Below are 26400 nucleotides of genomic sequence, written 5' to 3' on the forward strand. Positions count from 1 at the left end.
CACCTGCTCCTGTCCAGGCGCACGGCCGATGATCGATCAGCGCGCTCCCCCCGGAACCCAAAGAACGTCCCCTGATCCGTTTTGGTTCAGCGCCCGGGCGGCCACGAACAGGAAATCCGACAAACGGTTGATGTAGGATAGCGCCGCCGGATTGATCGGCGCGTCGACCGCCACCATCGCCCGCTCCGCGCGGCGCGTGATCGCACGCGCCAGATGCAGCGCCGCCGCCGCCGGCGAACCACCGGGCAGGATGAAGCTGCGAAGCGGCGACAGATCGGCATTGGCGGCATCGATCGCCGCCTCCAGCCGGTCGACCTGCGCCGGCACGATGCGCAGCACCATCGCCGATGGGGCGAAATCCTCACCCTCCCCGGCCGGGGTGGCGAGGTCCGCGCCCAGGTCGAACAGGTCGTTCTGGATCAGCAGCAGCGCGTCGCGGATCGGCCCGGCGGGCACCGGCACCAGCGCCACGCCGATCGCGCTGTTCGCCTCGTCGACATCGCCGATCGCTTCCATGCGCGCGTCGCACTTGCGCACGCGGCTGCCATCGACCAGCCCGGTGGTGCCGTCGTCGCCGGTGCGCGTGTAGATTTTCGTCAGCTTGACCAGATCAGGTCCGCCCGGCCGCGAACAGGATCACGACCACGATCAGGATGGCCAGCGCCTGGAAGAAGACGCGCTGCTGCATCATCCGGTTGGATTTCAGCGACGCCTGGCTCGGCCCCTCGCCCTTCTTCACCTGCGCGGTCGATTCCTGGAGGAAGGCGATCACCCCGCGCACGAGCGCCACCACCGTCGCGATCATCGCGGCGATGAGCAGCAGGGTGAGGAAGGTGTTCATGCGGGTAACTTAAGGCTTTGCCGGCGAAAGACCAGCGGGCAATTCACCCTTGCGCAACGCCTCCGCCAGCGCCCGCCCGTCCCGCCCGGCGGCGCGCATCGCGGCGAGGCTGGGGGCGCCGTCGCGCTTGGCCAGCCGCCGCCCGTCCGGGCCGGTCAGCAGTGGATGGTGGTGGTAACGGGGCGTCGGCAGGCCGAGCAATGCCTGGAGCAGCCGGTGGACATGCGTCGCGTCGAACAGGTCGAGCCCGCGCACGATATCGGTGACGCCTTGCGCGGCATCGTCCAGCATCACCGCCAGATGATAGCTGGCCGGCGCATCCTTGCGCGCCAGCACCACATCGCCCTGGGGGCCGGGATCGGTGGCGATGCGCCGGCCGTGATCGGACCAGTCGAGCGGCCCCGCCAGCGCCGTCGCGCGCGCCATGTCCAGCCGCCAGCAATGCGGCTCGCCCATCCGCGCCCGCGCCTCGGTCGGGGTCAGGCGGCGGCAGGTGCCGGGATAGGCGGCGGTCGCCCCGTGCGGCGCGGACAGGCTGGCGGCGATCTCCGCGCGCGTGCAGAAACAGGGATAGACCAGGTCCATCGCCTTCAGCCGGTCGAGCGCGGCGGCATAGCTGGCCAGCCGTTCCGACTGGAAGACCGGCCCGTCATACCGCAACCCCAGCCAGGCGAGGTCGTCCAATATGCCCGCGACATGTTCGGGCCGCGAACGGGTGCCGTCGATATCCTCGATCCGCAACAAGAACGCGCCCTGGTGCGTTACGGCAAAGTCATGGGACAGGATCGCGGACCAGGCATGGCCGAGATGCAGCGACCCGGTAGGGGAAGGGGCAAATCGTGTCCGCACTTGACCCGGCATCACGGTCCGTGCTGTCTTGTCGTCCATTGTCATGACTGTGTCACGCCGGTCGGCCAAAGCACTTCCGGTTTTGCTTGGGAGGGCCCGTGTTTCATCCCGACCTGATCCGACATCCCGATAGTTGCCCCACGCTCGTGCTCAATGCGGACTATACGCCGCTGTCCTATTATCCGCTCAGCCTCTGGCCGTGGCAGACGGCGGTCAAGGCGGTGTTCCTGGACCGCGTCGACATCGTCGCCCATTATGAGCGCGAGGTGCGCAGCGCCAATTTCGCGTTGAAGCTGCCATCGGTGATCGCGCTGAAGCAATATGTGAAGCCGTCGCAATTCCCCGCCTTCACCCGCTTCAACCTGTTCCTGCGCGACCGCTTCGCCTGCCAATATTGCGGGGTCGGCCGCGACCTGACCTTCGACCATGTCATCCCCCGCGCCTATGGCGGGCGGACGACCTGGGAGAATGTCGTGACCGCCTGCGCGCCGTGCAACCTGAAAAAGGGCGGCCGCACCCCGCGCGAGGCGGCCATGCCGCTGCATGTCGAGCCGATCCGACCGACCAACTGGCATCTCCAGGAACATGGCCGCGCCTTCCCGCCCAACTACCTGCACGAGACATGGCACGACTGGCTCTATTGGGACGTTGAGTTGCAGGCCTAACAGGAACGGGAGCCATTGATGCGGGTGACGAACGGGGGATTGGCGGCGGCCACGATGCTGGCAGCGCTGGCTTTGGGTGGATGCGGCAAGGACCCGGAACACAAGATGGCACAGGCCGATCACCAGGCTGCCGCCGCCGGCTTCACCCCGCCCTCGGTCACGTCGCGGCTCGATTTCGGCGGGATGATGGAGCGCCGCTTCCATGCGCTCGACCGCGACGGCGACGGCGTGATCGACCGGACGGAGATGCCGCGCAACAATTCGCGCCTTCTGGAGCTCGACCGCAATCACGACGGCAAGATCACCGCGACTGAATTTTCCGAAGGGATGCTGGCGCGGTTCGATCGGATGGACTTGAACCGCGACGGCACGGTGACGTCGGAGGAGCGCGAAACCTATCGCCGCAACCCGCAACCGGCTCCCACGCCCACTGGGTCGGTGATTCCAGTTCCCTAAGCACAACCGAACGAATCTGTCACTGGTGCATAGGTATGCGTAACAATTGTTCGTGTGAGCGGGCGATCGTGGCTTGACCTGACTTTCACCGCAGCGCAGCAGAGGCGCCATGGCCAGTCTTCCCTCGATTGCGAACAACCCCGACATCCGCTATCTCGGCACGCTGCTCGGCGACGTGATCCGCGACTATGGCGGCGAGGCGCTGTTCGAGGCGACGGAGACGATCCGCCGCGCCTCGGTCGAGCGGCACCGCAACGGCGGCGACGGCGCGACGGTCGACCTCCAGCTCGAACGGCTCGACCTGGACGAAACGATCGACTTCGTGCGCGGCTTCATGCTCTTCTCGATGCTCGCCAATCTGGCCGAGGATCGCCAGGGCATCGCCGCCGAACAGGGGGCCGATGTCGCCGCCGCGCTGGAGCGGCTGGCCGGCCGGGGCATCGACCGCGCGCAGGTGACCGCGCTCCTGTCCGAAGCCCTGGTGATGCCGGTGCTGACCGCGCATCCGACCGAGGTGCGGCGCAAGAGCATGATCGACCATCGCAACCGCATCGCCGAGCTGATGGCGATGCGCGATGCCGGCCGTACCGAGACACCGGACGGCGATGCGGTGGACGAGGCGATCCAGCGCCAAGTCGCGCTGCTCTGGCAGACGCGGGCGCTGCGCCGCGAACGGCTGGGCGTGGCGGACGAGGTGGAGACGACGCTCTCCTATCTGCGCGACGTGTTCCTGCCGGCGATGCCCGCGCTCTACCAGCGCTGGGACCGGGCGCTGGGCGGCCGGGTGCCGAGCTTCCTGAAGCCGGGCAGCTGGATCGGCGGCGACCGCGACGGCAATCCCAACGTCACCGCCGACAGCCTGACGCTGGCGCTGGCCCGCGCCGCCGAGACGGTGATCGGCCATTATCTCGACACGCTCCACGCGCTCGGCGCAGAACTGTCCATCTCCTCGCTCCGCGCGCAGGTCGACCCGGCCGTGCTGGCGCTGGCCGATGCCAGCGGCGACACCGCCGCCAGCCGCCAGGACGAGCCGTTCCGCCGCGCCATTTCCGGCATCTACGCCCGCCTCGCCGCCACCTATCAGGCGCTGACCGGCAAGGCCCCGCCCCGCCCTGGCGCATTGAAGGGCGAACGCTATCCCGATCCGCAGGCGTTCCGCGCCGATCTGGTCGCGATCGCGCGGGCGCTGGCGACGCGCGGCGGCGGCACGCTGGGGTCGAGCGGCGCGCTCGGCCGGCTGATCCGTGCGGTCGACATCTTCGGCTTCCACCTCGCCACGCTCGACCTGCGCCAGAACAGCGCCGTGCACGAGCGCGTCGTCGCCGAACTGCTGTCGGTCGCGGGGGTGGAGCGCGACTATGCCGCGCTGGACGAGGACGCGCGCGTCGCATTGCTCCGCCGCGAGCTCGCCTCGCCTCGGCCGCTGGTCGATCCCTATCACGGCTATTCGGACGAGACCGCGTCCGAACTGGGCGTGGTGCGCGCCGCCGGGGCGGCGCATGCCCGCTACGGCGCGGCCTGCATCGCGCGCTATATCTGCTCGATGGGCAAGTCGGTGTCCGACCTGCTCGAAATCCACCTGCTGCTCAAGGAGGCCGGCCTCTACCGCCCCGGCGCGGCGGGCGAGGCCCCGCAGGCGGCGGTGATGGCGGTCCCGCTGTTCGAGACGATCGAGGATCTGGAGGCCGCGCCCGGCATCATGGCCGGCTGGTTCGCTTTGCCCGAGGTCGCCGCGCTGGCCCGCCAGCGCGGCAACCAGGAGGTGATGATCGGCTATTCGGACAGCAACAAGGACGGTGGTTATCTGACCTCGACCTGGAGCCTGTCCAAGGCGTCAACCGCGCTGGCCCCCGTCTTCGCCGAGGCCGGCGTGCGGATGCAGCTGTTCCACGGGCGCGGCGGCGCGGTGGGGCGTGGCGGCGGCTCCTCCTTCTCCGCGATCCGCGCGCAGCCGCACGGCACGGTGCAGGGCCGCATCCGCATCACCGAACAGGGCGAGGTGATCGCCGCCAAATATGGCACGCGCGAAAGTGCCATGACCAATCTAGAGGCGATGGCCTCTGCCGCGATCCTCGCCAGCCTGGAGCCGCCGCAGCTTTCGGAGCGCGAAAGCGCGACCTTCGCCGACGCGATGGACCGCCTGTCGGGCGCGGCGTTCCGCCACTATCGCGACCTGGTCTATGGATCGGACGATTTCCGCACCTTCTTCCGCCAGATGACGCCGATCGCGGAGATCGCCAACCTCAAGATCGGCAGCCGCCCGGCCAGCCGCACCAAGTCGGACCGGATCGAGGATCTGCGCGCCATCCCCTGGGTGTTCAGCTGGGCGCAGGCGCGGGTGATGCTGCCCGGCTGGTACGGCGTCGGCCAGGCGATCGCGGCGTTCGAGGACAAGGGGCTGCTCGCCGAGATGGCGGCGGGCTGGCCCTTCTTCGCGGCGACGCTCGCCAATCTGGAGATGGTGCTCGCCAAGTCCGACATGGCGGTGGCGGCGCGCTATGCCGATCTGGTCGAGCCGGGCCTGCGCCGCCATTTCGACACGATCCGCGACGCCTGGAGCCTGACCGAGGCGGGGCTGCTCGCCGCCACCGGCCAGTCGCGCCTGCTGGAGAAGAGCCCGGCGCTAGAGGCCTCGATCCGGCTGCGCCTGCCCTATATCGAGCCGCTCAACCTGCTCCAGATCGAACTGATGAAGCGCCATCGCGCGGGCGAGCAGGACGAGCGGATCGGCGAGGGCATCCTGCTGTCGATCAACGCCATCGCCACGGGGTTGCGCAATTCGGGGTGAAGGATTTCACCCTCTTCTCGTTCCCCGGCGGAGGCCGGGGCCTAGTTGGGGGACGATGGTGACGAGGTGCAGCGCTCCGTTACCAAAACTTTCCCAACTGGGCCCCGGCTTTCGCCGGGGAACAGGTTGGAAGAAGAGGCACGGTGCTGCTTCGAAACCCTTCGCCCCTTCGCGAAAACCGCTGCCGCACTACCCCGGACAAACCACGGGCGACGCCTGCCGGATGCAGACGTCGCCCGTAGCCCGTAGTGACACAATGAATGTGTACAGCAGCGGTTGCTGACTGCAAGCCGGCCCTACACCATCCGCATTGCCACATTATGTCCCTGATGTGTCCGACAGGAACCGTTCGGCGATTTCGGGACGGACGCGCAGCAGCCGGCCGGTGGCGCGGTCGATCAGGGCCCAAGTGGTCACGGCCTCGACCTTCACCCGCCCGTCCATGCCGGTGAAGCGGACGTGCCGGTCGAACCGCGCGCCGCGCGGCGAAGCGACCCAGGTCTCGGCCGTCACCGACTCGCCCGCCGCCAGATTGCCGCGATAGTCGATCTCGTGCCGGGTCACGACCCAGATATAGGCCGCCTGCTGGTCGGGCGGGGCCACCGCCGCCCAATGCGCGCCCGCCAGATCCTGGATCCAGCGCACCCAGACCGCATTGTTGACATGGCCGAGGATGTCGATGTCGGCGTCTTGCGCGGTAATGACCTGGGTGAAGCGGCTCATGCCTGTCGTCCTTTCCGCCAGCGGAACCAAGCGAACGTGATCGCGGCCACCGCCAGCGCCGCCACCGCCCAGGGCCAGTGCGCCGTGATCCGCCCGACCAACCGCTCGAACGCATGGCCGAACAGATAGCCGATGCCGGTGAAGACCACGCCCCAGATCGCCGCCGACGCCGCATTGACCAGCACGAAGGTATGGGCGGGAACCCGCGTGGTGCCGATCGCGATCGGGCTGACGGTGCGTAAGCCGTAGAGGAAGCGGAAGGCGAAGATGAAGCCGATCGGATAGCGTTCCAGCCATTCGATCGCCTTGGCGAAGGCGGGCTTGGCGCGCGCCTGTTGCACGCGGCGATGATCGCGGAAATGCCGCCCCGCCGCGAACCAGGCCTGGTCGGCGGCGAAGCTGCCGGTGGCGGTGGCGATCATCGCGCCGACCAGCGGCAACAGCCCCTGATGCGCCGCCACCCCGCCGGCGACCACCACCGTCTCGCCCTCGACCGCCGCGCCGACGAACAGCGCGGGCAGGCCGTAATGGGCGATCAGTTCGGGCAGCGTCACCCTTCGATCCCGAGCTGCCACAGGACGAAGGCATGTTCCTCCGCGCCCTCGCGCAGCGATTCGAACCGGCCCGACTTGCCGCCATGGCCCGCGCCCATATTGGTCTTGAGCAGCAGGATATGGTCGTCGGTCTTGGTGGCGCGCAGCCGCGCCGCCCATTTCGCCGGCTCCCAATAGGTGACGCGGGGGTCGTTCAGTCCGCCCGAGATGAACAGCGGCGGATAGTCCTGCGCCCGGACATTGTCATAGGGGCTGTAGCTGCGGATCAGGTCGAACGCCGCCTTGTCCTCGATCGGATTGCCCCATTCGGGCCATTCGCCCGGCGTCAGCGGCAGGTCGGCATCGAGCATGGTGTTGAGCACGTCGACGAACGGCACGTCGGCGATCACCGCGCCCCACAGCTCCGGGTCCGAATTGACGATCGCACCCATCAGCTCGCCGCCCGCCGACCGGCCGGCGGTGGCGATCCGCCCGGCGCTGGTCCAGCCGTCCGCGATCAGGCCCCGGGCCACGTCGACGAAGTCGTTGAAGGTGTTGGTGCGCTTTTCCAGCTTGCCGTCATGATACCATTGCTGGCCCAGATCGTCGCCGCCCCGGATATGCGCGATGGCATAGGCGAAGCCCCGGTCGAGCAGGCTCAACCGCCCGGTCGAGAAGCCCGGCGGAATGGCATGGCCGTAGGCGCCATAGGCATAGAGGAACAGCGGCTGCGACCCGTCGCGGACGAAGCCGGCCGGATAGACGATCGACACGGGGATTTCGGTGCCGTCGCGCGCCGCGATCTTCAGCCGCTCGGTCCGGTATTTGGCCGCGTCATAGCCGCAGGGGATTTCCTGCACCTTCAGCGTGGTCAGCGCGCCGGTCGCGACGTCATAGTCCTGGACGGTGCCGGGCGTGACCATCGACTCATAGCCCAGCCGCAGCCGGTCGACCGCATATTCGGGATTGTCGCCGAGCCCTGCGGCATAGCTCGCCTCCGGAAAGACGATACGCTGCGGCGTGGTGGGGTCGTCGTAGCGGTGGATCGCAATCTGATCGAGCCCGTCCTCGCGCCCCTCGACCACGAAGAAGTCGCGATAGCATTCCACCCCGGTCATGTAGAAGCGCGCGTCCGGTGCGATCAGCTCCTGCCACTCGCCCGGCGCGTCGATGCGCGCGGTGCACAGCCGCCACATCGGATCGGTGTCGTTGGTGTGGATGAACAGCGTGCCGTCATGCGCGTCGACATCATATTCGCGGCCCGGCTGGCGCGGCGCGACCAGGATCGGCGCGGCCAGGGGATCGTTCGCGGGCAGCAGCCGCACCTCGCTGGTCACATGGTCGCCGGTGCCGATCACCAGCCATTGCCGGTCGCTCGTCTCCGCCACCGCGACGCGATATCCTTCGTCCGCCTCGCGATAGAGTTCGACATCCTGCGCGACCGGCGTGCCCAGCCGGTGGAAGCGGGCATTGTCGGTGCGCCACTGCTCGTTCGCCAGGCCATAGAGGAAGCCGCTGTCGTCGGCGGTCCAGACGATGTCGGACAACATGCCGGGGATCGTCTCCGGCAGCAGCGCGCCGCTGGCCAGGTCCTTGACGTAGATGGTGAAGCGTTCCGACCCGTTGTCGTCGATCGCATAGGCCAGATGGCGGCCGTCGTTCGACACGGCGAAGGCGCCCAGGCTGAAATATTCCTTGCCCTCCGCCAGCGCGGGTTCGTCGAGCAGCAACTGGTCCGCGCCGCCCGCGACCGGCTTGCGCCACCATTTGCGATATTGCCCGCCGGTCTCGAACGCCGCCCAGTAGAGCCAGTCGCCATCCTTTTGCGGCACGGAGGATTCATCCTCCTTGATGCGCGCCTTCATCTCTTCGTACAGCCGGTCGACCAGCGGCCGGTGCGGCGCCATCACCGCCTCGAAATAGGCGTTCTCCGCCTCCAGATAGGCGAGGATGTCGGGATCGCCGACCTCCGGATAGTCCGGGTCCTTCAGCCAGGCATAGGGGTCGTCGACGGTGACGCCGTGCCGGGTGAAGCTGTGCGGGCGCTGCGCGGCGACGGGCGGCTGGGGAGTCGGCTGGGGATCGGTCATGCGACTGCCATAACGCCCGAAACCGCGAAGTCGACGGGGGGTGCCTTTCTATCCCCGCCCCTGCGCGCGCCAGCGCTGGATGGTGCGGGCGACGATCCCCTCCTCGCCACCGACATCGCGCCACAATTCGGAGAAGAGCGGGTCGCCCGAGGCCGGGCGGCGCGGCTCCTCCAGCGCGTCGAAGGCGACGCGCAAGGGGATGGTCACACCCTCGCCGCAGATGATCGCCTCGCGGTTGCGCAGCGCCGGGATCGAATCGAGGAAGCCGCGCGCGCCCTCCGGCATCGCCGCGCGGACAAAGGCCTGGTCGCGCTCGTTGTTCAGCCGCATCGCGATGATCGTGCCGCATTGCGACAGCACGCCTTCCGCCAGGTCGGACGGCCGCTGGGTCACCAGCCCCAGGCTGACGCCATATTTGCGCCCCTCCTTGGCGATCCGCCCCAAGATGCGCCCGACCGACGAGGCGGTGTCGGCCCCGGCGGGGACGTAGCGATGCGCCTCCTCGCACATCAACAGGATCGGGCGGCGCGGCTCGGCGCGCGACCAGATCGCATAGTCGAAGGTCATCCGCGCCAGCACCGCCACCACCACCGCGGTGATGTCCGACGGCACGCCCGACACGTCGATGATCGCGATCGGCTTGCCGTCGCCCGGCAGGCGGAACACTCGCGCCAGGAACGCCGCCATCGTATCCGCCACTAACAGGCCGGAGAACATGAAGCCGTAGCGCGGATCGGCCTTGATCTCGTCGATCTTCGCCTTCAGCCGCAGATAGGGGGCGGTGTCGCCCGCCCGGTCCATCTTGCCCATTTCCTGCGACAGGATCGCCGTCAGGTCGGACAGCAGATAGGGCACCGGCGCGTCGACCGTCAGCTTGCCGATCTCCTGCCCCAGCCGGCTCTTGGCGCGGGCGGCGAGCAGGCATTTGGCGAGGATATCGGCATCGACCTGCCGGTCCGCCCCGGCGGCGGTCAGGAACACCTCGCAATGTTCCTCGAAGTTCATCAGCCAATAGGGCAGCTGCAGATTGCCGACGTCCAGGATCGCGCCATTGCCGCGAAAGGCGGCGGCATATTCGCCATGCGGGTCGATCATCAGGATATGGCCGTGCGGGGCCATGTCGCAGATGCGGTGGAGGATCAGCGCGGTCGCGGTCGACTTGCCGGTGCCGGTCGAGCCGACCAGCGCGAAATGCTTGCCCAGCATCGCATCGACCGACAGCGAGGCGCGGATATCCTCGGTCGGATAGACGGTGCCGATGCCGATCTGCGCGGTGTCGCCGGCGGCATAGACCTGGCGCAAGTCGGCGGTGGTGACCGGCCATACCGGCGTGCCCGGTATTGGATAGCGGGTGACGCCGCGCCGGAAGCGATGCAGCGCGCCGGTCGCCTGGTCCTGGTCGCCCTCGCCCAGGAAATCGATATCGGCGACGATCGCGCCGTCCGCCATGTCCAGCCGCAGCGCGCGGATATTGGCGATCAGCCAGGTGGCGCCGATCCGCATCCGCACCAGGCTGCCGACCTGTCCGGCGGCGGCGAGCGTGGGGTCGGCATCCTCCCCCAGGCGATCGATGGCGACCGGATCGATCGTCACCCGGCTGGACGCGCCGTCGATCGCGACCACCCGGCCGATCGCGGCCTCCGGGTCGGACGGCGCGATGCGGGCGAAGGCATCGCTGCCGGGCATCAGGGTCATGGACGGCCTTTCGCAGAGCGCATGGAATTTGCGTTCCGCTTCAATGCCCTGCCGGAGGTAAAGGAAGCGTGTGCGCACGGCCCCCGCCGGCGCTTTCCTTCGTCCTTGCGCGCGCATCGAAACAATCCAAGGCCTTGCGCGCGGCGCTTAATCGCCGCCGCTACAGGCGTCGCGCGACCCAGCCGGCCAGATAGCCCAGCCCGACCGACAGCATCACCGCGACCAGGCCATAGACCAGCTCGTGCCGGTCGGCGGCGCGGGCGACGAATCGCTCGAACCCGGATTTGCGGATGTCGATATCGCGCACCGCCGCCGCCAGCACCCGGCCGTCGCGGATCAGGAAGGTCTCGGCGGTGAAACGCCCGACCGGCACACGCGCCGGGATGGTGACGCGCGCGCGGTAGAGCACGCCGTCGGTGATCTCCACCGCGCGCGGCGCCTCGACATAGAGGCCGGCGCGCTGCTTCAGCTCGACCAGCCCGCGTCCGAACCGCGCCTGTACATCGGGCGGCGCGGTCGAGGTGGGGGAGAGTTGCAGGCTGTCCAGCCCCAGTTCGTAGATGGCGCGGGTGCGATCGTCGACCAGAGATCGGATCGGCCGCGACGAGGCGACACTGTAGAAGGACGGCGCGGAGCGATAGCGCGCGCTCTGCGCATTGACCCAGATGCCGGCGACCTTCTCCTTCTCGCGCAGCAGGATCGACTGGGTCGGGCCCTTGACCACCACCACGATGTCCGCCGGCCGCTCACCCGCCGGCACGCGGCCGCCGGGATAGAGGATCGCGCCGAACAGCAACAGGTCCGCGCCGGTGAAGGAATAGGCGATGTCGACCTGCCGCTGCGACACGTCGGGCACCAGCACCGGCTTGGCCTGGCCCATCAGCAGCGGCGCGGCGAGCAGCAGCGCCAGGCCCGGCCAGCCCCGCGTCACGACACCGAAACCGTGAAGATCTCCTCCGGCCGCCAGACCAGCCCCAGGAGGATACGCACCCCGACCAGCAGCACGATCACCGCCAGCGCCAGCCTCAGATATTCGGGCTTCACCCGCGTCGCGAACCGCGCGCCGACCTGCGCGCCCGTCACCGATCCGATCAGCAACAGCCCGGCAAGCACGATATCCACCGCCTTGGTCGTCGTCGCATGGACCATCGTCGCCATGGCGGTGACGAACAGCGTCTGGAACAGGCTGGTCCCCACCACCACGCTGGTCGCCATGCCGAGCAGATAGATCATCGCCGGCACCAGGATGAAACCGCCGCCGACGCCCAGCAGGATGGTCAGGATGCCGGTGACGAAGCCGAGCATCAGCGGCGCGAGCGGCGAGATATACAGGCCCGACGCATAGAAGCGCGTGCGCAGCGGCAGCGCCGCGACCAGCGGATGGTGGCGGCGCTTGCGCGGGCGGGGCGGCTGGCCGCGCCGGGCGAGCAGGATGGTGGTCGTCGCCTCGCGCGCCATGGTGCCGCCGATCCAGCTCAGCATCACCACATAGACGACCGCGATCACCGTATCGATCTGGCCCAGCGCCTGGAGCTGGCGGAAGATCCACGCCCCCGCGAAGGTGCCGGTGATGCCACCCGCGACCAGCACGCCGCCCATCTTGAAGTCGACGCCCTTGCGCCGCAGGTGGGCGAAGACGCCCGATACGCTCGCCCCCGTCACCTGGCTGGCGGAGGAGGCGGCGGCCACGGTCGGCGGGATGCCGTAGACGATCAGCAGCGGCGTGGTCAGGAACCCGCCGCCGACCCCGAACATGCCCGACAACAGGCCGACGCCGCCGCCCAGCAGCACGATCACCAGCGCGTTGACCGACAGATTGGCGATGGGCAAATACAGGTCCACCCGGTGCTGGTAGCGCGGGTCGTCGCTCAGCCCAACCCCCGCCGTCCCCTGCGCCGCCGGTTTTTCGGGCGATCAGAAGTCGGTGCCGAGCGACAATGCCGGCCCCGAACCGGGCGCCGCATTCCCCACCACCCGTTGCCGCCAGTCGAGCGTGAACCGCAGCCGTCGCTCGCCCGCCGGCACGATCAGCGCGAGGCTGGGGCCGAGGTCCAGCCGCCCCGCGCCGCGCTGCACGCCGCCCCACAGGCCGAGGCCGAGGTCGAACCCGGTGGCGCCGCGCTCCATCACCGGCCGGCTCAGTCGCACCGCGCCATCGGCGAAGCCCTCCGCCGACATGCCATGGCGGGCGATCATCCCCGCCTGGCCATAGCCCTCGATCCGCCAGTCGCCGAGGATGCGGGTCGGATCGAGCCCGCCGACCAGCGTCACGCTCGTGCCGCCACGACCGCCATCCACCGCGATCCGCTTCTCCGCCAGCAGATGCACCGGCGCGGGCGTCGGCTGCCAGTCGAGGCCGGCCGCGACCTCGGCTCCGCGCCTATGTAACGGGGCCATGGCGCGGATCGACAGTGCGACGTGCCGGTCCCGGTCCAAAGCATAGCCGATCCGCCCGCCGACCTGTGCGCCGCCAAGCTGGGCGGCATTCGCGAGCGGCGCACCGCCGCGCAGGATCAGCCAGCCGCTTCCCGTCCAGCGCGAGGCCGCCAATGCATGCCGCAGCGGCCGTTCGGGCAGCAACAGGGGCCTTGGCGGGTCGACGGCCGGCGGTTCGGGCGTCGGACTATCAGGGGCCTGCGCCACCATCGGCGCTGTGGGTATGTCTTGGGGAAAAGCTGTGGATAACTTTTGCACACAGCTCTTGGTGGACGTGGAAGGATGGGCTGTGGATAATGGGGGTTCCGGCGCGATCGCCAGCGCCGCTACGGGCGGGACGATCGCCTCCACCACCTTCGCGACAGAGTCGATCTCGGGCCAGAGCAGTAACACCCGGCCGCCGATCCACAGGCCGAGCGTGGTGGCCAGGAAGCGGAACGGCCGGCCGCCCGTCACCGCTCGGCCACCGCTGGAAAGTCATGCCGGGTCTTGCCCCAGGCGGGGGCTGCGCCGCGCAACATCCCGACATAGCGCACGGCCCCTGCCCGGCCGGCGAGCAACGCGATGTAATTGCCCAGGATCAGGCGCGGGGCGGACAGCAGCGCCTGTCGCCAGCCATAGCCCCGCCCGGTCGTCCACGCCCGCATCACCAGCCGCCAGCCCAGCAGCATCCCGTTCACCGCCAGCACGGCCATCAGCCCGTCGGGAAGGACCGGTGCCGCGAGCCCGATCAGATGATCCAGCGACCAGCGCACGCCCCAGCCGAGCAGCGCGACATAGCTGGCGAGCAGGATGAGCAAGGCGAGCGGCCCGCGACGGTCGCGCATCCGCATCCAGTTCTCGCCGATCGCGCGGGCCCGCCCCCAGCCGGTCCGATCCCAACCGGCGAAGGCGATACCGGCCAGCCAGCGCGACTTCTGCCGGACCGAATCGGCGACGCGATGCGGGAAATAGGCGCGCACCGCGATCAGCCGACCGCTGGCATCGCGCCGACGCACGAAACATCCGCGCCCGCCCAGTTCGGCGATGCGCAGGCCCAGTTCGTAATCCTCGACCAGGCTGACCGGATCGAACGGATCACCGCCGCGCGCCGCAGCGATCCGGGCCAGCATCGCCGGGTCGATCGCGCATCCCGTACCTGCCAGCGGCATCGCCGCCCCCAGAAAGGTGCGCACCGGCATCACCCGGCGATGCGCATCCGCGAACTCGTCGGCATAGGTTCCGGAGACCAGCGCCCCCATCACCCCCGCATCGCGCCGGATCAGCGGCACGACCGGCAGTTGCACCACGGCCCAATGCTCGATCAGCGCGTCGAACAGCCGCAACTCATCGGCATGGACGACATCCTCGGCATCGTGCAGCACCACGGCCCGGGTCGACGTCCCGGTTTCGCGATCGTCGGCGAGCAAGCGGTGCCACAGGATGTTGAGGCAATCGGCCTTGGTGGTCGGGCCATCCCGCGAATGGATCGCCAGCCGCACCCGATCGTCCCGCGCCATCACCCCGCGCACCGCCGCGATCGTCGCCGGGTCGTTGGGATAGGCCCCGACATAGAGGCGATAATCGGGATGGTCATAATGGTGCAGCGCGGTCGTCAGCATCGCGCCGATCACCTCGCTTTCCTCCCAGGCGGGTACGAACACCGCCATCCGGCCGCAGGCGTGTCGCTCGCTCGTGATCGGGGACGGCGACGGCGACGGCGATGCGCACCACCGCCAGAGCGCGATCAGGTCGACCAGCAGTTCGTCCACGCCGCCCATGGCCAGGCCGACTGCGGCGAACAGCGTCAGTTCCTGCAGCACGCGGTCAAGCGCGCCGATCGCATCCATCATGCCGCCCTCCGCCGACCAGCCTGTCCCCAAGGCCTTCCGGTCCGCGATGGATCATTACTTGTCCGAAACGGAGTCTGGCGAGAACCAAAGCGGTGGTGGCGCGTTCAAGTCCGGATCCCTCCCCCTTTTCGGGATCGGTGCCGGTCCAAGCACGGCACGGCCGCGTCGTCGCGTAGCTGACGGCGCGGCCAATCCTTTCTCACGAACAGTTTAGCGAGCAGGTTTGATGGCCCCGCGTCACTGGACCTCAGCCCTTCGCTCCGGAGCATATCCATACCGGCCCTCAAGTCGCGACCGGAATCCGTCCCCCGGTGATACAGAAACGGCGTTCGGGCAATACATCCATTACGGAGGGTTTATCCCTGACACGCCCTCGCCCCGCCGCGCAGGAGGGATGCCGCAGACGCGTGAGAGCATATCGAAGCCGGGATCGGGCTCAATGTGCGGCCATCGATCGGCCGCGTCGCCGGCACGCCGGATTGTGGCTGGTCATGAAAATGGGAACAGCGCGGCCTGGATAGGGCGGGATCGACCGGGATGGAAGGTGCTGGAAACGGACAAAAAGTCTGGCTGTCCTGGTTCGAACGATCGGTGGGCTGGCAGCCGACCCTGCTGCCTCAATCATCCTCGCCCTAGAAGAGCGCCGCCGAGAGCTTGACGCCTATCACCGTGACGAAGCAGCATACCAGCAATCTATATATTGCGCAGATTCAACGCGAACCGCAAATGACATAGACCATCGGACAACATCTGTGAGTCCACGAGATAACCCTGCAGCGTGATCAGTCGTTATATGAACGACAGCTACCTCTTTGAATCAACAAATGATAAAGTAATACCGTATTGGCATTCGAAAATCTATTAACCGACAATTCCACTCTGTCAGGTTGAAATAAGCCATGCATGACGTAAAATAAGAGCATCAACAGACACTATTATACATATAAAATCTAAATGATAATAAATTTTTGTCGAATAAGCTAAGCGCACAGCTGCATGATAGGGGAAGGATGATTTAACGTAATCGGAGGATCAGCAATGTTGTATGCATTGTTTTTGTCTCAAGCCGTACAATCACCTAATTTTCCAAACAATAAATCTCTTATAGAACGCACACAATCAGCTATGGCTTCAGAACAACTGCCAAAATCTCAAATTTCACAGGCTATTAATCAAACAACTATTTTAACCAATTATTCGGTAGAAAATCGTCAGTCTATCTTTGATAAATATAGTAAAATCAGCAAAACAGCGGCAGAGGCTGGATTCCGCAGCTATGTATCTCCCAATACGCTTTTCCTAGAAGGCTGCAGTCAAGCGGCAACTCATCCTCGCGGCGTTCCGCGCGAACGCGATGGAAAACTGAATGGCTATTCGGTACTGTATATATGTGGAGATTATACGCTTCAAATGATGGCTTCGGACTACTCGTTCCCCACGAAACCCTCTTCAAGGATGGAATTGCCCTTTTCCAGTTTCCCGATACGGGGCGGAAGCATGTCCATTCGATATTCTAAGTCCGAGGCAGGCAGGCTGAGGGTGGACACCAGTAGCATCGGGGGAAATCTATCGGTCAATATGCTGATCCAGTCCGATCATGACTTCGATATCAACCGTGCAAAATCCATCGCCATCTCTGCCACGGAGGCATTTTATGCAAATCCTCCGATTATCGATAATGAATGATTTTACTGTTTGAAATAATTTCAAACTGAGTTGGATTGATCCTGACACCCTGAATGTAGCGGTCATTTATCGGCAAATTTCGCCGTCTCGCCGCGTATGTGTCGGCTATCCATAGATTGGATCGTGGCATAGGGGATGGTGGGACGATGGTCCGGCGTCGCGATCCTGCTTCGGGTGCCAGGTAGCGATTTGACGAGTGACGTTGGAGGCAACGTCGACGATACATACCCCATATCCGCTGCGCTGCTCACGATCGGGCACCGCTCGCCGACTCGACAAGGCGCGCTTGGTGGGGTCATTGGTCCAGGCCTTGGCGAACAGCCTGTTGACCTCGATCGGAGCGACTTGCACCGGCGCGTTGCGGCTGGACGTCTGCCCCGCATCGAATTGATTCTGTATGTTCCGCGTTCCAAGCTCGGTCATGTCCGGCGTTGCCCCGAACGCGACCGGATCGGCGACCGCTTCACGGCGGCGCATTTGGAGGATCAGGTGCGAGGCGAAGGTGGCCAGGCGATCGAAGGCAGGACTGGCCGCCCGAATATCGCCGAGAACCACGACGAAGCGCGGCATGCGGCACTATCGCGAAACCGGACCGAAGAGACACGGCGTTGCGGGAATAGCAGCGCGCATCGAAGCACCCCGGTCACGGTGCCCCTGTCGACAGGATTGATCCGCCTCCGGCTGCCGCGCCGGATCAGCCGGAAGGCCCCGCGCAAACGCCGACCGGGTGCCCGCATGTCGGTGCGGCCGGTGGCTTCCCATCCGACCGCTCCCGACGGTGCGGCAGGGATCAGCCCTGCCGCGGGAAATCGACGATCTTAGGCGTCGCCGGCCTCGTCCGACCGGCTGCTCTTGCGGCCCAGGCCGATGGTCTTGGCCATGGCGCTGCGGCTCTCGCTATAGGCGGGCGCGACCATCGGATAATCGGCGCGCAGGCCGTAGCGCTGGCGATAGTCGTCCGGGGTCAGGCCATGGGTCGCCAGATGGCGGCGCAGCGTCTTGTACGGCTTGCCGTCGATCATCGAGATGATGTGCTCGCGCGAGGCCAGCGACTTGCGGGCGCTCACCGCCGGCACATGCTCCTGGCTGCCCGATTCCGCGACCGGCTCGGCCGGGGTCGCCAGCTTCGACACCGCCTCGTGCATCGATTGCAGGAAGGCGGGGACGTCGTCCGGCGTGGTGCGGGTGTTGGGATTGCCCAGCCAGGCGATGGTCAGCTCGGTGGCGAGCTCGACGGCGTTCAGTTCATCACTCATGCATCATACTCATGTTGTCGTCGCGAAAGTCGTCGGCGCGATCAAAGCCTGATATTGCGCTTCTTCATTTCGGCCAAGGCCAATTGGCCAAGCACCGAATCCGGCTTGGACCGAAAGATATCGGCAAAATCAAGCAAATCTTCATCGGCCAGCGCGATTATCGAAGTCTCGATCGCCGTGAGTTGCGCCGCCGCGCGCTCACGGCTGATGTTCAGCCGCTTCATTCGTGTCTTCAACATGACGCCACCCTAACATGCATGGGCGGTGCGGCAAGGGTGGAAGCCGATTCGGAGGCCGCCGCGATCGATTTCGACGGCCCCCTGTTGAGGCCGATCCTGAACCATCGATACATTCGATCCTATGAGAGGGCCACGCCGCGCGCCGGGTGCGTCCCGGCGCCAGAGACGACGCGCGGCGACGGAGGCAAGCGGCCGATCGGAACGGGATGGCCGCTCGGTACAGGCCATCCCGTTCCTCACCCTATCGCTCGTGGAAGGAGCGGGTCGTCGCCTCGGTCAGCGGTTCGAGCAGGTAATCGAGCGCGGTGCGGGGCCGCAGCGTCACCGTGACCTGTACCGGCACGCCCGGCCGTACCCCGGTATCGCCGCCCCGGACCTGGCGCAGCAAGGCGAGCTGGCTGTCCGGCACGACGATCTCGGCGGTGAAGTAGCTGGCGCCGCTGGCTTCGTCGCGCAGGCTGTCGGCGGAGACGGTGCGGATCCGGCCCGTCAGGATCGGCAGGTCGCGCTGGTGGATCGACAGGAACTTCACCTCCGCCGCCAGGCCGGCGCGGACGCCGTCGATGTCGTCGGGCGCGAAATGCGCGGTGACGATCAGCGGCACATGGTCGGGCACGATCTCCAGGATCGGCTGGCCCGGCGTCACTACTGCGCCCGACGAGAAGAGGTGCAGATTGACCACCCGGCCGCTGACCGGCGCGCGGACGAGCGTACGTTCCACCTGGTCGCGCGCCGCCGCCAGTCGCGGCAGCGCGTCGTTCAGCTTGAACTGGGTGTCGCGCAATTGCTGCGCCGCATCGTCGATCGACCGGCGCGCGGTCTCGGCCACCTGCTGCTCGGTGCCGGCGATCTGCTCGCGCAGCGAGGCGGTGCGGGCGGCATAATCGGCATTGCTGCCGTCCAGCTCGGCGATCGAGCGTTCCAGCGCACGGACGCTGTTGCGCGAGACCACGCCCTGTTCGGCGAGCCGCCGCGTGCTGTCGAGCTGCGCGCGCAGCGAGGCGCGCTGGACCGAGGTCGCATCGACCTGCGCCGCATAGCCGCGCGCCTGCTGGGCGACCTGATCCTCCTGCTTGCGCAGCACGCTGCGCGTCGCGCCGAGCAGCGCCTGACGCGCCCGCGCCTGGGCCAGTTGCAGCCGCTCGGCGCGCTCGACCAGCGGACGATCGGCGGGCGCGACGTTGGAGAACTCGGCGGGCCAGCGAATCGGCCGCCCCTCCAGCTCCGCCTCCAGGCGCGCACGCTGTGCCTGCAGGTCGATCACCGTCGCCGCCAGCGCCCGCTCGGTTGCCACCGCCTCGGCGGCGGAGAGGCGGAGCAGCACCTGCCCGGCCTTCACTGGCTGTCCGTCATGGACCAGCACCGCCTCGACATTGCCGCCGGCGCGGTTCTGGACCAGCTGGCGGTTGCCGGCGACCGTCACCTGCCCCTGCCCGAAGGCGGCGGCGTCGAGCCGGGTCAGCGCGGCCCAGCCGCCCAAGACCACGAAGAACAGGAAGGCGGTGATGCCGCCGAGCAGCAGCGCCCGGCGCGGCGAATCGTCCAGGGCGGGGCCCGCCGGCTGTGGCGTCATCTGGGGCGCGGAGAGCGTCGCGGCGGTCATGCCCGCGCCTCCCGGGATGCGGCGGCCGGCGACAGGCTGGACACGATCCCGCCGGGCACCCCGCCCCCGCCCGCATTCGCCGCCGGCGGCCGGGCATTCACCGCCTCGATCGCGCCGTCGCGCAGCAGCAGCATCCGGTCGGCGACCTGGAGTAGGCTGTTGCGATGGGTGGAGACGATGATCGTCGTCCCCTGCGCACGCAGCGCCGCCAGGGTCTTCATCAGCATCGCCTCGCCATTCACATCCAGATGGGCATTGGGTTCGTCGAGCAGCAGCAGCGACGGTCGGCCGAACAGCGCCCGCGCCAGCGACACGAGCTGCCGCTGCCCGGCGGACAGGCCGCCCGCCTCGCGGATCGCCAGCATCGTGTCATAGCCTTGCGGGAAATGCTGGATCACCTCATGCGCGCCGGCGCGTTGCGCGGCGTCGACCACCATCGCGTCCAGCTCCGGCCCGGCGCCAAGATGCACGGCGGCGAAGCGCGAGATGTTGGTCTTGACGGTCGCCGGGAAGAGCGACGGGCTCTGCGGCATATAGCCGACCGCGCGGCCCAGCGCCTCGCGGTCCCAGTCGGTCAGGCTGGCGCCGTCGATCCGCACCTCGCCCGTGTCGGGGGCGAGCGCGCCCGCCATGACGCGCAGCAGCGTCGACTTGCCGGCCCCGCTCGGGCCGACCAGCGCGACGATCTCGCCCGGCGTGGCGGTGAAATCAATGTCGCGCAGCAGCATCCGGTCGCTGCCCGGCGCCTGGACGCTGACGCCGCTCAGGCTCAGATGCCCCTTGGGCGTCGGCAGCGCGGTGCGCGGCGCGGTATCGTCGGGCCGCCGCAGGAAGTCGGACAGGCCGGCATAGGCGCTGCGCGCCGCCAGCACATTCTTCCACGATCCCAGGATCTGCTCGACCGGGGCCAGCGCCCGCCCGACCAGCAGGGAGGCGGCGAAGATCGACCCCATGGAGATGCTCTGCCGCACCGCCAGCCACGCGCCCAGGCCCAGCGCCAGCGACTGGAAGAGCTGGCGCAGGAACTTGGTCACCGCCAGATAGCCGCCCGAGGTCGCGGCGAGCTGCGCCTGCCGCCCGACCAGGTCGGCGCGGTCGCGCAACTGCACCTGCACCACCGCCTGGCGCATCCCCAGCGCGCGGGCGACCTCGGCGGTCTGGATCGCATAATCCTGGATGCGGGTCTGGATGCCGGCGCGCATCTGCGCCTCGGCCGCGCCGCGCTTGGTCGCATGCTCGCTGGCCAGCGCGATCGCGGCGAGCAGCAGCGAGGCGAACAGCGCGAACGCCCCCAGCGCCGGATGCAGCAGGAAGCAGACGATGATGTAGACGGGGGCCCAGGGCGCGTCGAACAGCGCCAGGATCGCCGGGCCGGTCATCACGCTGCGCAGCGTGTCGAGATTGCGGATCGCGGCGGACCGCTCGCCCGCACTGGCGGTGGTCGCGCCCAGGATGCGGTGCAGGATCGGTTCGGCCGCGCGCTTCTCCAGCCGGATGCTGGCGCGCAGCAGCAGGCGCATACGCGCCAGGTCGAGCAGCGACAGCACGATCAGCGACACGGCGAGGATCGCGATCAATGCGTACAGCGTCGTCGTTCCCCGCGTCGGCACCACCCGGTCATAGACCTGGAGCATGAAGATCGTCGGGGCGAGATAGAGCAGGTTGAGCAGACCGCTGAAGACCGCGGCATAGACCAGATGCCGGCGCGCGGCGCCGAGCGCGGAGTCGACCGGATGGTTGCGGTCGAAGGGATGATTCATGGTGCGTGTCTGATCCCAAAACAGGCCGCGGAAGGAGATCGGGGGCGACGCGCGCCGCCCCCGATCGAAGTCCGCCGATCAGGCGTAGCGGACGCTGACCCGCGTCCGGCGGCTGCGCAGCGCGCCGCCGACCAGCGCCATGCCCAGGATCGCCAGCGCCCAGGTGGACGGCTCCGGCACCGCCGAGATGGTCAGCGTATAGGCACCCGCGCCGATGCCGCTGGCCATGGTGAAGCTGCCGATCTTCCAGGTCGGCTTCCAGTCCGCCCCGTTATAAATCCCGGTATAGAGCTGCGCACCCGCCAGGCTCGCCAGAAGCGCGGGCGAGTCGTTGTCGAAGATGCTCAGGCCGCCGCCATTGCCCGCCGAGAAGAATTCCAGATAGGCGCGGCCCGCGGTCGAACCGGGGAAGGTCCCGGCGACATCGGCGATGCTGAGACCCTGGTCGGACGCGGCCACCAGTTCCGGGGCGTCCGACAGGATCCAGCTGGCGGTGTAATCACCGGTCAGGGCGAATTTGTAATCGGCCGCCGAGGCGGCGGCGGGGCAAGCGACCGAAGCGAGCGCGGCGACTGCGGCGAGCGTCAGGTTGTACTTCATGGCTTTCTCCTCCTTTTTTTTGAACCCAATTTCAGCGATCAGACCGGCCATCGGCCGGAAAGGGCAGGCCCCGGGCCAGCGCGCCGCCATCGGTGGACGCGGCGGGCGATGCGGGGGCGAAACGGACGTCCGGCCCGACGGCGGGCACGGGTGCGGGGCGCGAATGGCCGCTCGACACTTGAAGCTGGTCGAAGGCGCGGACGATCGGCACGAACGGCCCGACCTGCGCGGCCTTTTGCCGGCGCAGATTGTCGGTCGCGTCATAGCGCGGCGCGCCGGGGGTCAGCGCGGCCGCATCGAGCCGGCCGAGCTGCGCCAGCAGCAGCGCCTGGCCGGTGTAGAGGCCGTAGCGCGCATTGGCGAGCAGCACCTGCGCGTTGAGCAGCCGCTGTTCGGAATCGATCAGCTCGAAATTGGACCGGAACCCTTCGGCAAAGCCGCGCCGCACGCCGTCGAGCGCAAGGCGGGCGGCGGCCACCGCCGCCTCGCCGCTGGCGATCTGGCGTTGCGCGGTGACGGTCTGGTTCCAGGCGTTGAGCAGCCCGGCGGCGACCGAGCGGCGCGTGTCCTCGACCTGGAATTCGGCGGATTGCTGGCTGGCGATCGCGGCGCGGACGCGCGATCCGATCATGCCCTGGCCCAGGATCGGCATGGTCACCGTGATCCCGCCCGAGAAGGTGCGGCCCAGGTCGCGGGTCTGGAAGCCCAGCGGATTGACATAGCCATAGCTGCCCTGCGCGCTGATCGTCGGATTGCGCTCGGCGCGTTCGGCGGCGATGCGGTGGCGGCTGGCCTGCTCGGCCAGCACCGCCTGCCACAGCAGCGGGCTGTCCTGCGTCGCGGCATGATAGGCGGAGTCGATCGATGCAGGCAGGCCCGGCAATGGCGGCGGCGCGACCAGCGTGCCGGGATTGCGCCCGACCAGGGCCGCGAAGCGCGACCGGCTCTGCTCCAGGCTGGCCTGGGTCTGGGCCAGGGCGGCGCGAATGATCAGCAGCTGCGCCTCCGCCTGGGCGATGTCGGTCCTGGTCAGGTCGCCTTCCGCCTCGCGCGCCCGCGCCTGGGCGACCTGCCGCTCATAGGATGCGACGGAGCGCGCCTGGATATCGGCGAGCTCGCCGTCGCGCAGCACCGCCATATAGGCGTCGACCACCTGGTAGAAGATCTCGTTCTCGGCCTGGCGCAGCCGTTCGCGGCCGGCGAGCACATCGGCCTCGGCGGCGGAGAGTTGCGCGGCGGTGCGGCCGCCACTGCTCAGCAACTGGCCCACCGACAGCGACGTGCCCATCGATCGCTGCTGGAACTGCGCGAAACCCGGGATCGATCGCGCTGCGCTGCAGCCGGTCGTTATAACCGATCGTCGCGGTGACGCCGACACTCAGCCGATAGGGCGCCCCGGCCTGGATCACGCTTTCGTCCAGGGCCCGCAGCTGGGCGCGCTGCGCCTGGAGCTGCGGGCTGTTCCGATAGGCATCGACGATCGCATCGACCAATGTCTCGGCGCGGACCGGGGTGGTCGCGCAGAGCAGGATCGAAGCAACGCCAAGGACTCGGAGCAAGTATACACCTCCACGAAAGCGGATAAGCAAGACGACCGAAGCAGAAGCTCGTCGTCAACCTCATTGATCTGGAGCAAGGTTATGGCGCTGCACCGCAGCGATCAACGAAAATTATCCTGGATTATGACTTTTACATTACCAAAATGGCACAGTTGTCATGATCTAGGATTGGAGGCCCGGGATCACGCGAACAGCTGCACGCCCCCGCTCATCGATCCGGCCATGGCGTCGTACAGGTAGAAGCCGGCCTCCACGTCGTTCGCCGGTGTATGCGTCCCCTGCGCATCGAAGCTGGCGGCCCCGCCGGTCGCGGCGACGAGCTGGTCGAGCAGGCCGGCGGCCACCACGCCCGGCTGACCGGCCGCCTCCTGCACCACCCGACCGGCATCGGCGGCGGCGGCGGCGACATAGGCATAATAGAAATAGCCGTCCTGCCGCCCCAGCGCCTGGAGCTTCGCGCCCGAGGCACCCGCCAGCAGCACGGTGTTGCCGTTGGCGGTGCCGTCGAGCAGCAAGGTGGCATTCGCCCCCACCGTCAGCGTGCCGTCCGCCCCCTCGCCCTTCAAGGCCCGGGCGGTCGCGATGATGTCGCCCCGGCTCCAGTCGAGGATCGTGTCATGGCCGCTGCGCGCATCGAACACGAACCGGTCGCGGCCGGTGCCGCCGAACAGCAGGTCGTCACCCATGCCCCCGTTCAGCACATCGTCGCCGCGCATCCCGTAGAGCCTGTTGCCCGCGCGGTTGCCGATCAGCACGTCGTTGCCGTCGCCGGTCACGGCATTCTCGATCAGCGTGGCGCGATCGATGGTGAAGGCCTTGTCTCCGCCGAAGCTGGTCGCCTGGCCGCCGACCAGCGACACCACCACGTCCTTCGACACCGCCGCCGCATTGATCCAGTCGGTGCCGCCATTGGTGTCGCTCAGCACCCGTCGGCTCTGCTCGCCGTCGATCGCCGCCATGGTGAAGAACTCGTTAGTGTAGCTGTACACATCGTCGTTCGTCGGCGTCGATCCGTACAGGTCCATCGTCAGGCTGTGCACCGTCAGCTCGGCGGTCACGACCCCCGGCCGGCCGTCGCGATCGATCGCCGCGGCATAGGTGGCGAATTCGAGCGTCCACGTCCCCTTGCTGAGCACGCCCTGGAAGTTGGCGAGGCCGAAGGTGAATTCCTGCGCGCCATCGACCCCTATCCAGTTGCCCGGTGCGGAGGTGAACATCGTCGTCCCGTCGGGTGCGACCAGCCCCAGTTGCGTGATCCCCATGGCCGAGGTGTAGACCGTCGGTGCACGGCCATGATCGAGATCTGCGACGATCATCTTGCAGGTGAAGCGCAGCGTCAGGTCGACATTCTCGACCTTCACCGCGTCGCCGACCTCGAAGGAGAAGCGGACCGGCTCCCTGGCGAAGCCGCGCTGGGCGACATGCTCGGTCGCCAGCGCGGTGGGATCGCCCGTCACGGTCCTTTCGACCTGGGTGGAGATCGCGGCATGGACCTCGTTGGCGGAGGTCTTGGCCGGGCCGAACAGCGACCAGACCTCGGCCATCCGCACGGCCGCATAGGCGTCGACCGCGCCATATCCGTAATCGTTGCTGTAATGCAGGCCGCCGCCATTCACATGGGCTGCCTGCCCGCCGATCGCGAACTGGCGCTCGTTCATCAGCACCGTGCGCTCGGCCCCCGAGATGAAGCCCGTATAAGCCACCGGCCCGGTTCCAAAGGCGATCGACATCTTGGCCGACTGCGCCAGGATGGTGCGCACGTCGCGCCAGCCCAGCCCCGCATTGGCATCGAGCATCAGCGTGGCGACGCCCGACACCATCGGCCCGGCGGCGGAGGTGCCGCCAAACCAGTTGGTATAGTCCGACTTGGCGGCATTGGGATTGGCGTCGTACAGACTGTCCCACCAGTTGATCCCGTCGTCGCCGGCCCCCAGGATGTCCGTCGTCACGATCCCGGTGCCCCCCATCGAGCCGCGATCGCTGGACGGTGCGGAAACGAGCAGGTTGGGACCGCAATTGCTGTAGCTGGCCGCGACGCCATCGACCTGGCGATAGGCGCCGACCATGATCGTGTGCCGGGTGGTGTCCTCGCCGCTGTTCTGGTTATCGGCCGCGCTGTTGCCCGCCGACTTGACGGTGATCGTGCCGAGTCCCCCCCGGCCCAGTTCGGCCATCGCGGCGAAGCCCTTCGCGTAGCGCGCGGCGGCACTGCCCTCGAAGGACCGGGAGTTGGCGGTGGCGATCGAGACGTCGCCGCCGCCCCAGCTGTTGTTGACGACGTCATATTGATAGGCCGCCGCCGTCAGCGCCTTCCAGAAATCGACGCCATCGACATAGGCGGGCGACCAGCCGGAATAGATCGATCCGATGGCCGTCAGCCTGGCATCATAGGCGATGCCGACGCCGCCCCGGCCATTCTTCGCCGCGGCGATGATCCCGGCACAGGCCGTGCCGTGATAGGGGCCGCTCCAACTGCCATCGACGATCGTGCCGTTGACGTTGAGATTGTTCGAGGAGTCGTAGTTCGGCGCCAGATCCCAATGCCAGCTCTGCGCGCCGTCGTCGAACAGGCCGACCTTCACGCCCTTGCCGGTGAAGTCCTGCCACACCTTGGCGAGATCGCCGAGATAGCCCAGATGCCATTGCGGCCCATATTCGGCATCGACGGCGCCGGGATCATAGATGGGCATCGCCAGCGTCACCGCCTGCCCGGTCCGCATGTCGTAGGACAGGTTCCTGGGGGCCTGGAAACTGGGCAACGGCGACGTCTGGACGGTCATGTCACGGTC

General features: G+C 67.7%; 23 protein-coding genes. 4 read left to right on the forward strand and 19 right to left on the reverse strand.

The genetic code is table 11. The features are described 5' to 3' along the window. Positions 1–36: 36 nt before the first annotated feature. Genes QE452_RS14915 through gluQRS form a run of 3 tightly spaced genes read right to left on the reverse strand, consistent with a single transcriptional unit; the run spans position 37 to position 1702 of the window. Entirely contained in the window at positions 37–609 is a 573-nt protein-coding gene (locus QE452_RS14915; protein ID WP_125996024.1) for a cob(I)yrinic acid a,c-diamide adenosyltransferase, read from the reverse strand. A 1-nt stretch (position 610) separates the two neighbouring features. Then, complete coding sequence (locus QE452_RS14920; RefSeq protein ID WP_125996023.1) at positions 611–841, reverse strand: twin transmembrane helix small protein; 231 nt, start codon at positions 839–841, stop codon at positions 611–613. Positions 842–850: 9 nt separating this feature from the next. After that, a complete protein-coding gene (gene gluQRS, locus QE452_RS14925; RefSeq protein ID WP_309659689.1) occupies positions 851–1702 on the reverse strand; it encodes a tRNA glutamyl-Q(34) synthetase GluQRS in 852 nt (283 codons plus the stop codon). A gap of 86 nt (positions 1703–1788) precedes the next feature. On the opposite strand from gluQRS, the gene QE452_RS14930 reads away from it, so the two are divergent. The 3 genes from QE452_RS14930 (at position 1789) to ppc (ending at position 5599) form a co-directional block, all read left to right on the forward strand. Further along, positions 1789–2355 carry an HNH endonuclease gene (locus QE452_RS14930; protein ID WP_125996022.1) on the forward strand — a complete coding sequence of 189 codons (567 nt, stop codon included), beginning with the start codon at positions 1789–1791 and terminating at the stop codon, positions 2353–2355. A 54-nt stretch (positions 2356–2409) separates the two neighbouring features. After that, positions 2410–2811 carry a hypothetical protein gene (locus QE452_RS14935; RefSeq protein ID WP_309730329.1) on the forward strand — a complete coding sequence of 134 codons (402 nt, stop codon included), beginning with the start codon at positions 2410–2412 and terminating at the stop codon, positions 2809–2811. A 109-nt stretch (positions 2812–2920) separates the two neighbouring features. Then, entirely contained in the window at positions 2921–5599 is a 2679-nt protein-coding gene (gene ppc / locus QE452_RS14940; RefSeq protein WP_309659468.1) for a phosphoenolpyruvate carboxylase, read from the forward strand. 318 nt (positions 5600–5917) lie between these two features. Here ppc and QE452_RS14945 read toward each other — a convergent pair whose 3' ends face one another. The 8 genes from QE452_RS14945 to QE452_RS14980 all read right to left on the reverse strand — a co-directional run bounded on the left by QE452_RS14945 (position 5918) and on the right by QE452_RS14980 (position 14908). Beyond that, complete coding sequence (locus QE452_RS14945) at positions 5918–6322, reverse strand: acyl-CoA thioesterase (protein WP_309659467.1); 405 nt, start codon at positions 6320–6322, stop codon at positions 5918–5920. Continuing rightward, the gene (locus QE452_RS14950) at positions 6319–6876 is read right to left on the reverse strand and encodes a DedA family protein (protein WP_309659466.1); all 558 of its coding nucleotides are present in this window, start codon (positions 6874–6876) and stop codon (positions 6319–6321) included. The genes QE452_RS14945 and QE452_RS14950 overlap by 4 nt, the downstream gene beginning before the upstream one ends. Beyond that, entirely contained in the window at positions 6873–8945 is a 2073-nt protein-coding gene (locus tag QE452_RS14955; RefSeq protein ID WP_309659465.1) for a S9 family peptidase, read from the reverse strand. Before QE452_RS14955 ends, QE452_RS14950 begins: the two co-directional genes overlap by 4 nt. A 48-nt stretch (positions 8946–8993) precedes the next feature. Beyond that, positions 8994–10631, reverse strand: coding sequence for an ATP-binding protein (locus QE452_RS14960; RefSeq protein WP_405052806.1), 1638 nt, complete (start codon positions 10629–10631; stop codon positions 8994–8996). Positions 10632–10800: 169 nt separating this feature from the next. Then, positions 10801–11520 carry a TIGR02186 family protein gene (locus QE452_RS14965; protein ID WP_309659688.1) on the reverse strand — a complete coding sequence of 240 codons (720 nt, stop codon included), beginning with the start codon at positions 11518–11520 and terminating at the stop codon, positions 10801–10803. Between the two features lie 47 nt (positions 11521–11567). After that, on the reverse strand, positions 11568–12482 hold the full coding sequence (locus tag QE452_RS14970; protein WP_309659463.1) for a sulfite exporter TauE/SafE family protein: 915 nt from the start codon (positions 12480–12482) through the stop codon (positions 11568–11570). 72 nt (positions 12483–12554) lie between these two features. Beyond that, positions 12555–13220 carry a hypothetical protein gene (locus QE452_RS14975; RefSeq protein WP_309659462.1) on the reverse strand — a complete coding sequence of 222 codons (666 nt, stop codon included), beginning with the start codon at positions 13218–13220 and terminating at the stop codon, positions 12555–12557. A gap of 308 nt (positions 13221–13528) precedes the next feature. Then, complete coding sequence (locus tag QE452_RS14980) at positions 13529–14908, reverse strand: glycosyl transferase family protein (protein ID WP_309659461.1); 1380 nt, start codon at positions 14906–14908, stop codon at positions 13529–13531. A 1038-nt stretch (positions 14909–15946) separates the two neighbouring features. Here QE452_RS14980 and QE452_RS14985 point away from each other — a divergent pair. Continuing rightward, the gene (locus tag QE452_RS14985) at positions 15947–16594 is read left to right on the forward strand and encodes a hypothetical protein (RefSeq protein ID WP_309659460.1); all 648 of its coding nucleotides are present in this window, start codon (positions 15947–15949) and stop codon (positions 16592–16594) included. A 105-nt stretch (positions 16595–16699) separates the two neighbouring features. Here QE452_RS14985 and QE452_RS14990 read toward each other — a convergent pair whose 3' ends face one another. The 8 genes from QE452_RS14990 to QE452_RS15025 all read right to left on the reverse strand — a co-directional run bounded on the left by QE452_RS14990 (position 16700) and on the right by QE452_RS15025 (position 26391). Beyond that, complete coding sequence (locus tag QE452_RS14990; RefSeq protein ID WP_309659459.1) at positions 16700–17164, reverse strand: hypothetical protein; 465 nt, start codon at positions 17162–17164, stop codon at positions 16700–16702. Between the two features lie 248 nt (positions 17165–17412). Further along, positions 17413–17850 carry a MucR family transcriptional regulator gene (locus QE452_RS14995; protein ID WP_309659458.1) on the reverse strand — a complete coding sequence of 146 codons (438 nt, stop codon included), beginning with the start codon at positions 17848–17850 and terminating at the stop codon, positions 17413–17415. 41 nt (positions 17851–17891) lie between these two features. After that, positions 17892–18074, reverse strand: coding sequence for a hypothetical protein (locus QE452_RS15000; protein ID WP_125996011.1), 183 nt, complete (start codon positions 18072–18074; stop codon positions 17892–17894). Positions 18075–18330: 256 nt separating this feature from the next. After that, positions 18331–19692 (reverse strand): HlyD family type I secretion periplasmic adaptor subunit, encoded by a 1362-nt coding sequence (locus tag QE452_RS15005; protein WP_309659457.1) that lies wholly within the window; start codon positions 19690–19692, stop codon positions 18331–18333. Next, positions 19689–21452, reverse strand: a complete 1764-nt coding sequence (locus QE452_RS15010; protein WP_309659456.1) for a type I secretion system permease/ATPase — start codon at positions 21450–21452, stop codon at positions 19689–19691. Before QE452_RS15010 ends, QE452_RS15005 begins: the two co-directional genes overlap by 4 nt. Positions 21453–21530: 78 nt before the next feature. Beyond that, the gene (locus tag QE452_RS15015) at positions 21531–22052 is read right to left on the reverse strand and encodes a PEPxxWA-CTERM sorting domain-containing protein (protein WP_309659455.1); all 522 of its coding nucleotides are present in this window, start codon (positions 22050–22052) and stop codon (positions 21531–21533) included. Positions 22053–22083: 31 nt separating this feature from the next. After that, complete coding sequence (locus QE452_RS15020) at positions 22084–23340, reverse strand: TolC family protein (protein WP_309730332.1); 1257 nt, start codon at positions 23338–23340, stop codon at positions 22084–22086. A gap of 453 nt (positions 23341–23793) precedes the next feature. After that, positions 23794–26391 (reverse strand): S8 family serine peptidase, encoded by a 2598-nt coding sequence (locus QE452_RS15025; RefSeq protein WP_309659453.1) that lies wholly within the window; start codon positions 26389–26391, stop codon positions 23794–23796. Positions 26392–26400: the final 9 nt, after the last annotated feature.

The organism is Sphingomonas sp. SORGH_AS_0438, assembly GCF_031453475.1.
GTDB lineage: Bacteria > Pseudomonadota > Alphaproteobacteria > Sphingomonadales > Sphingomonadaceae > Sphingomonas.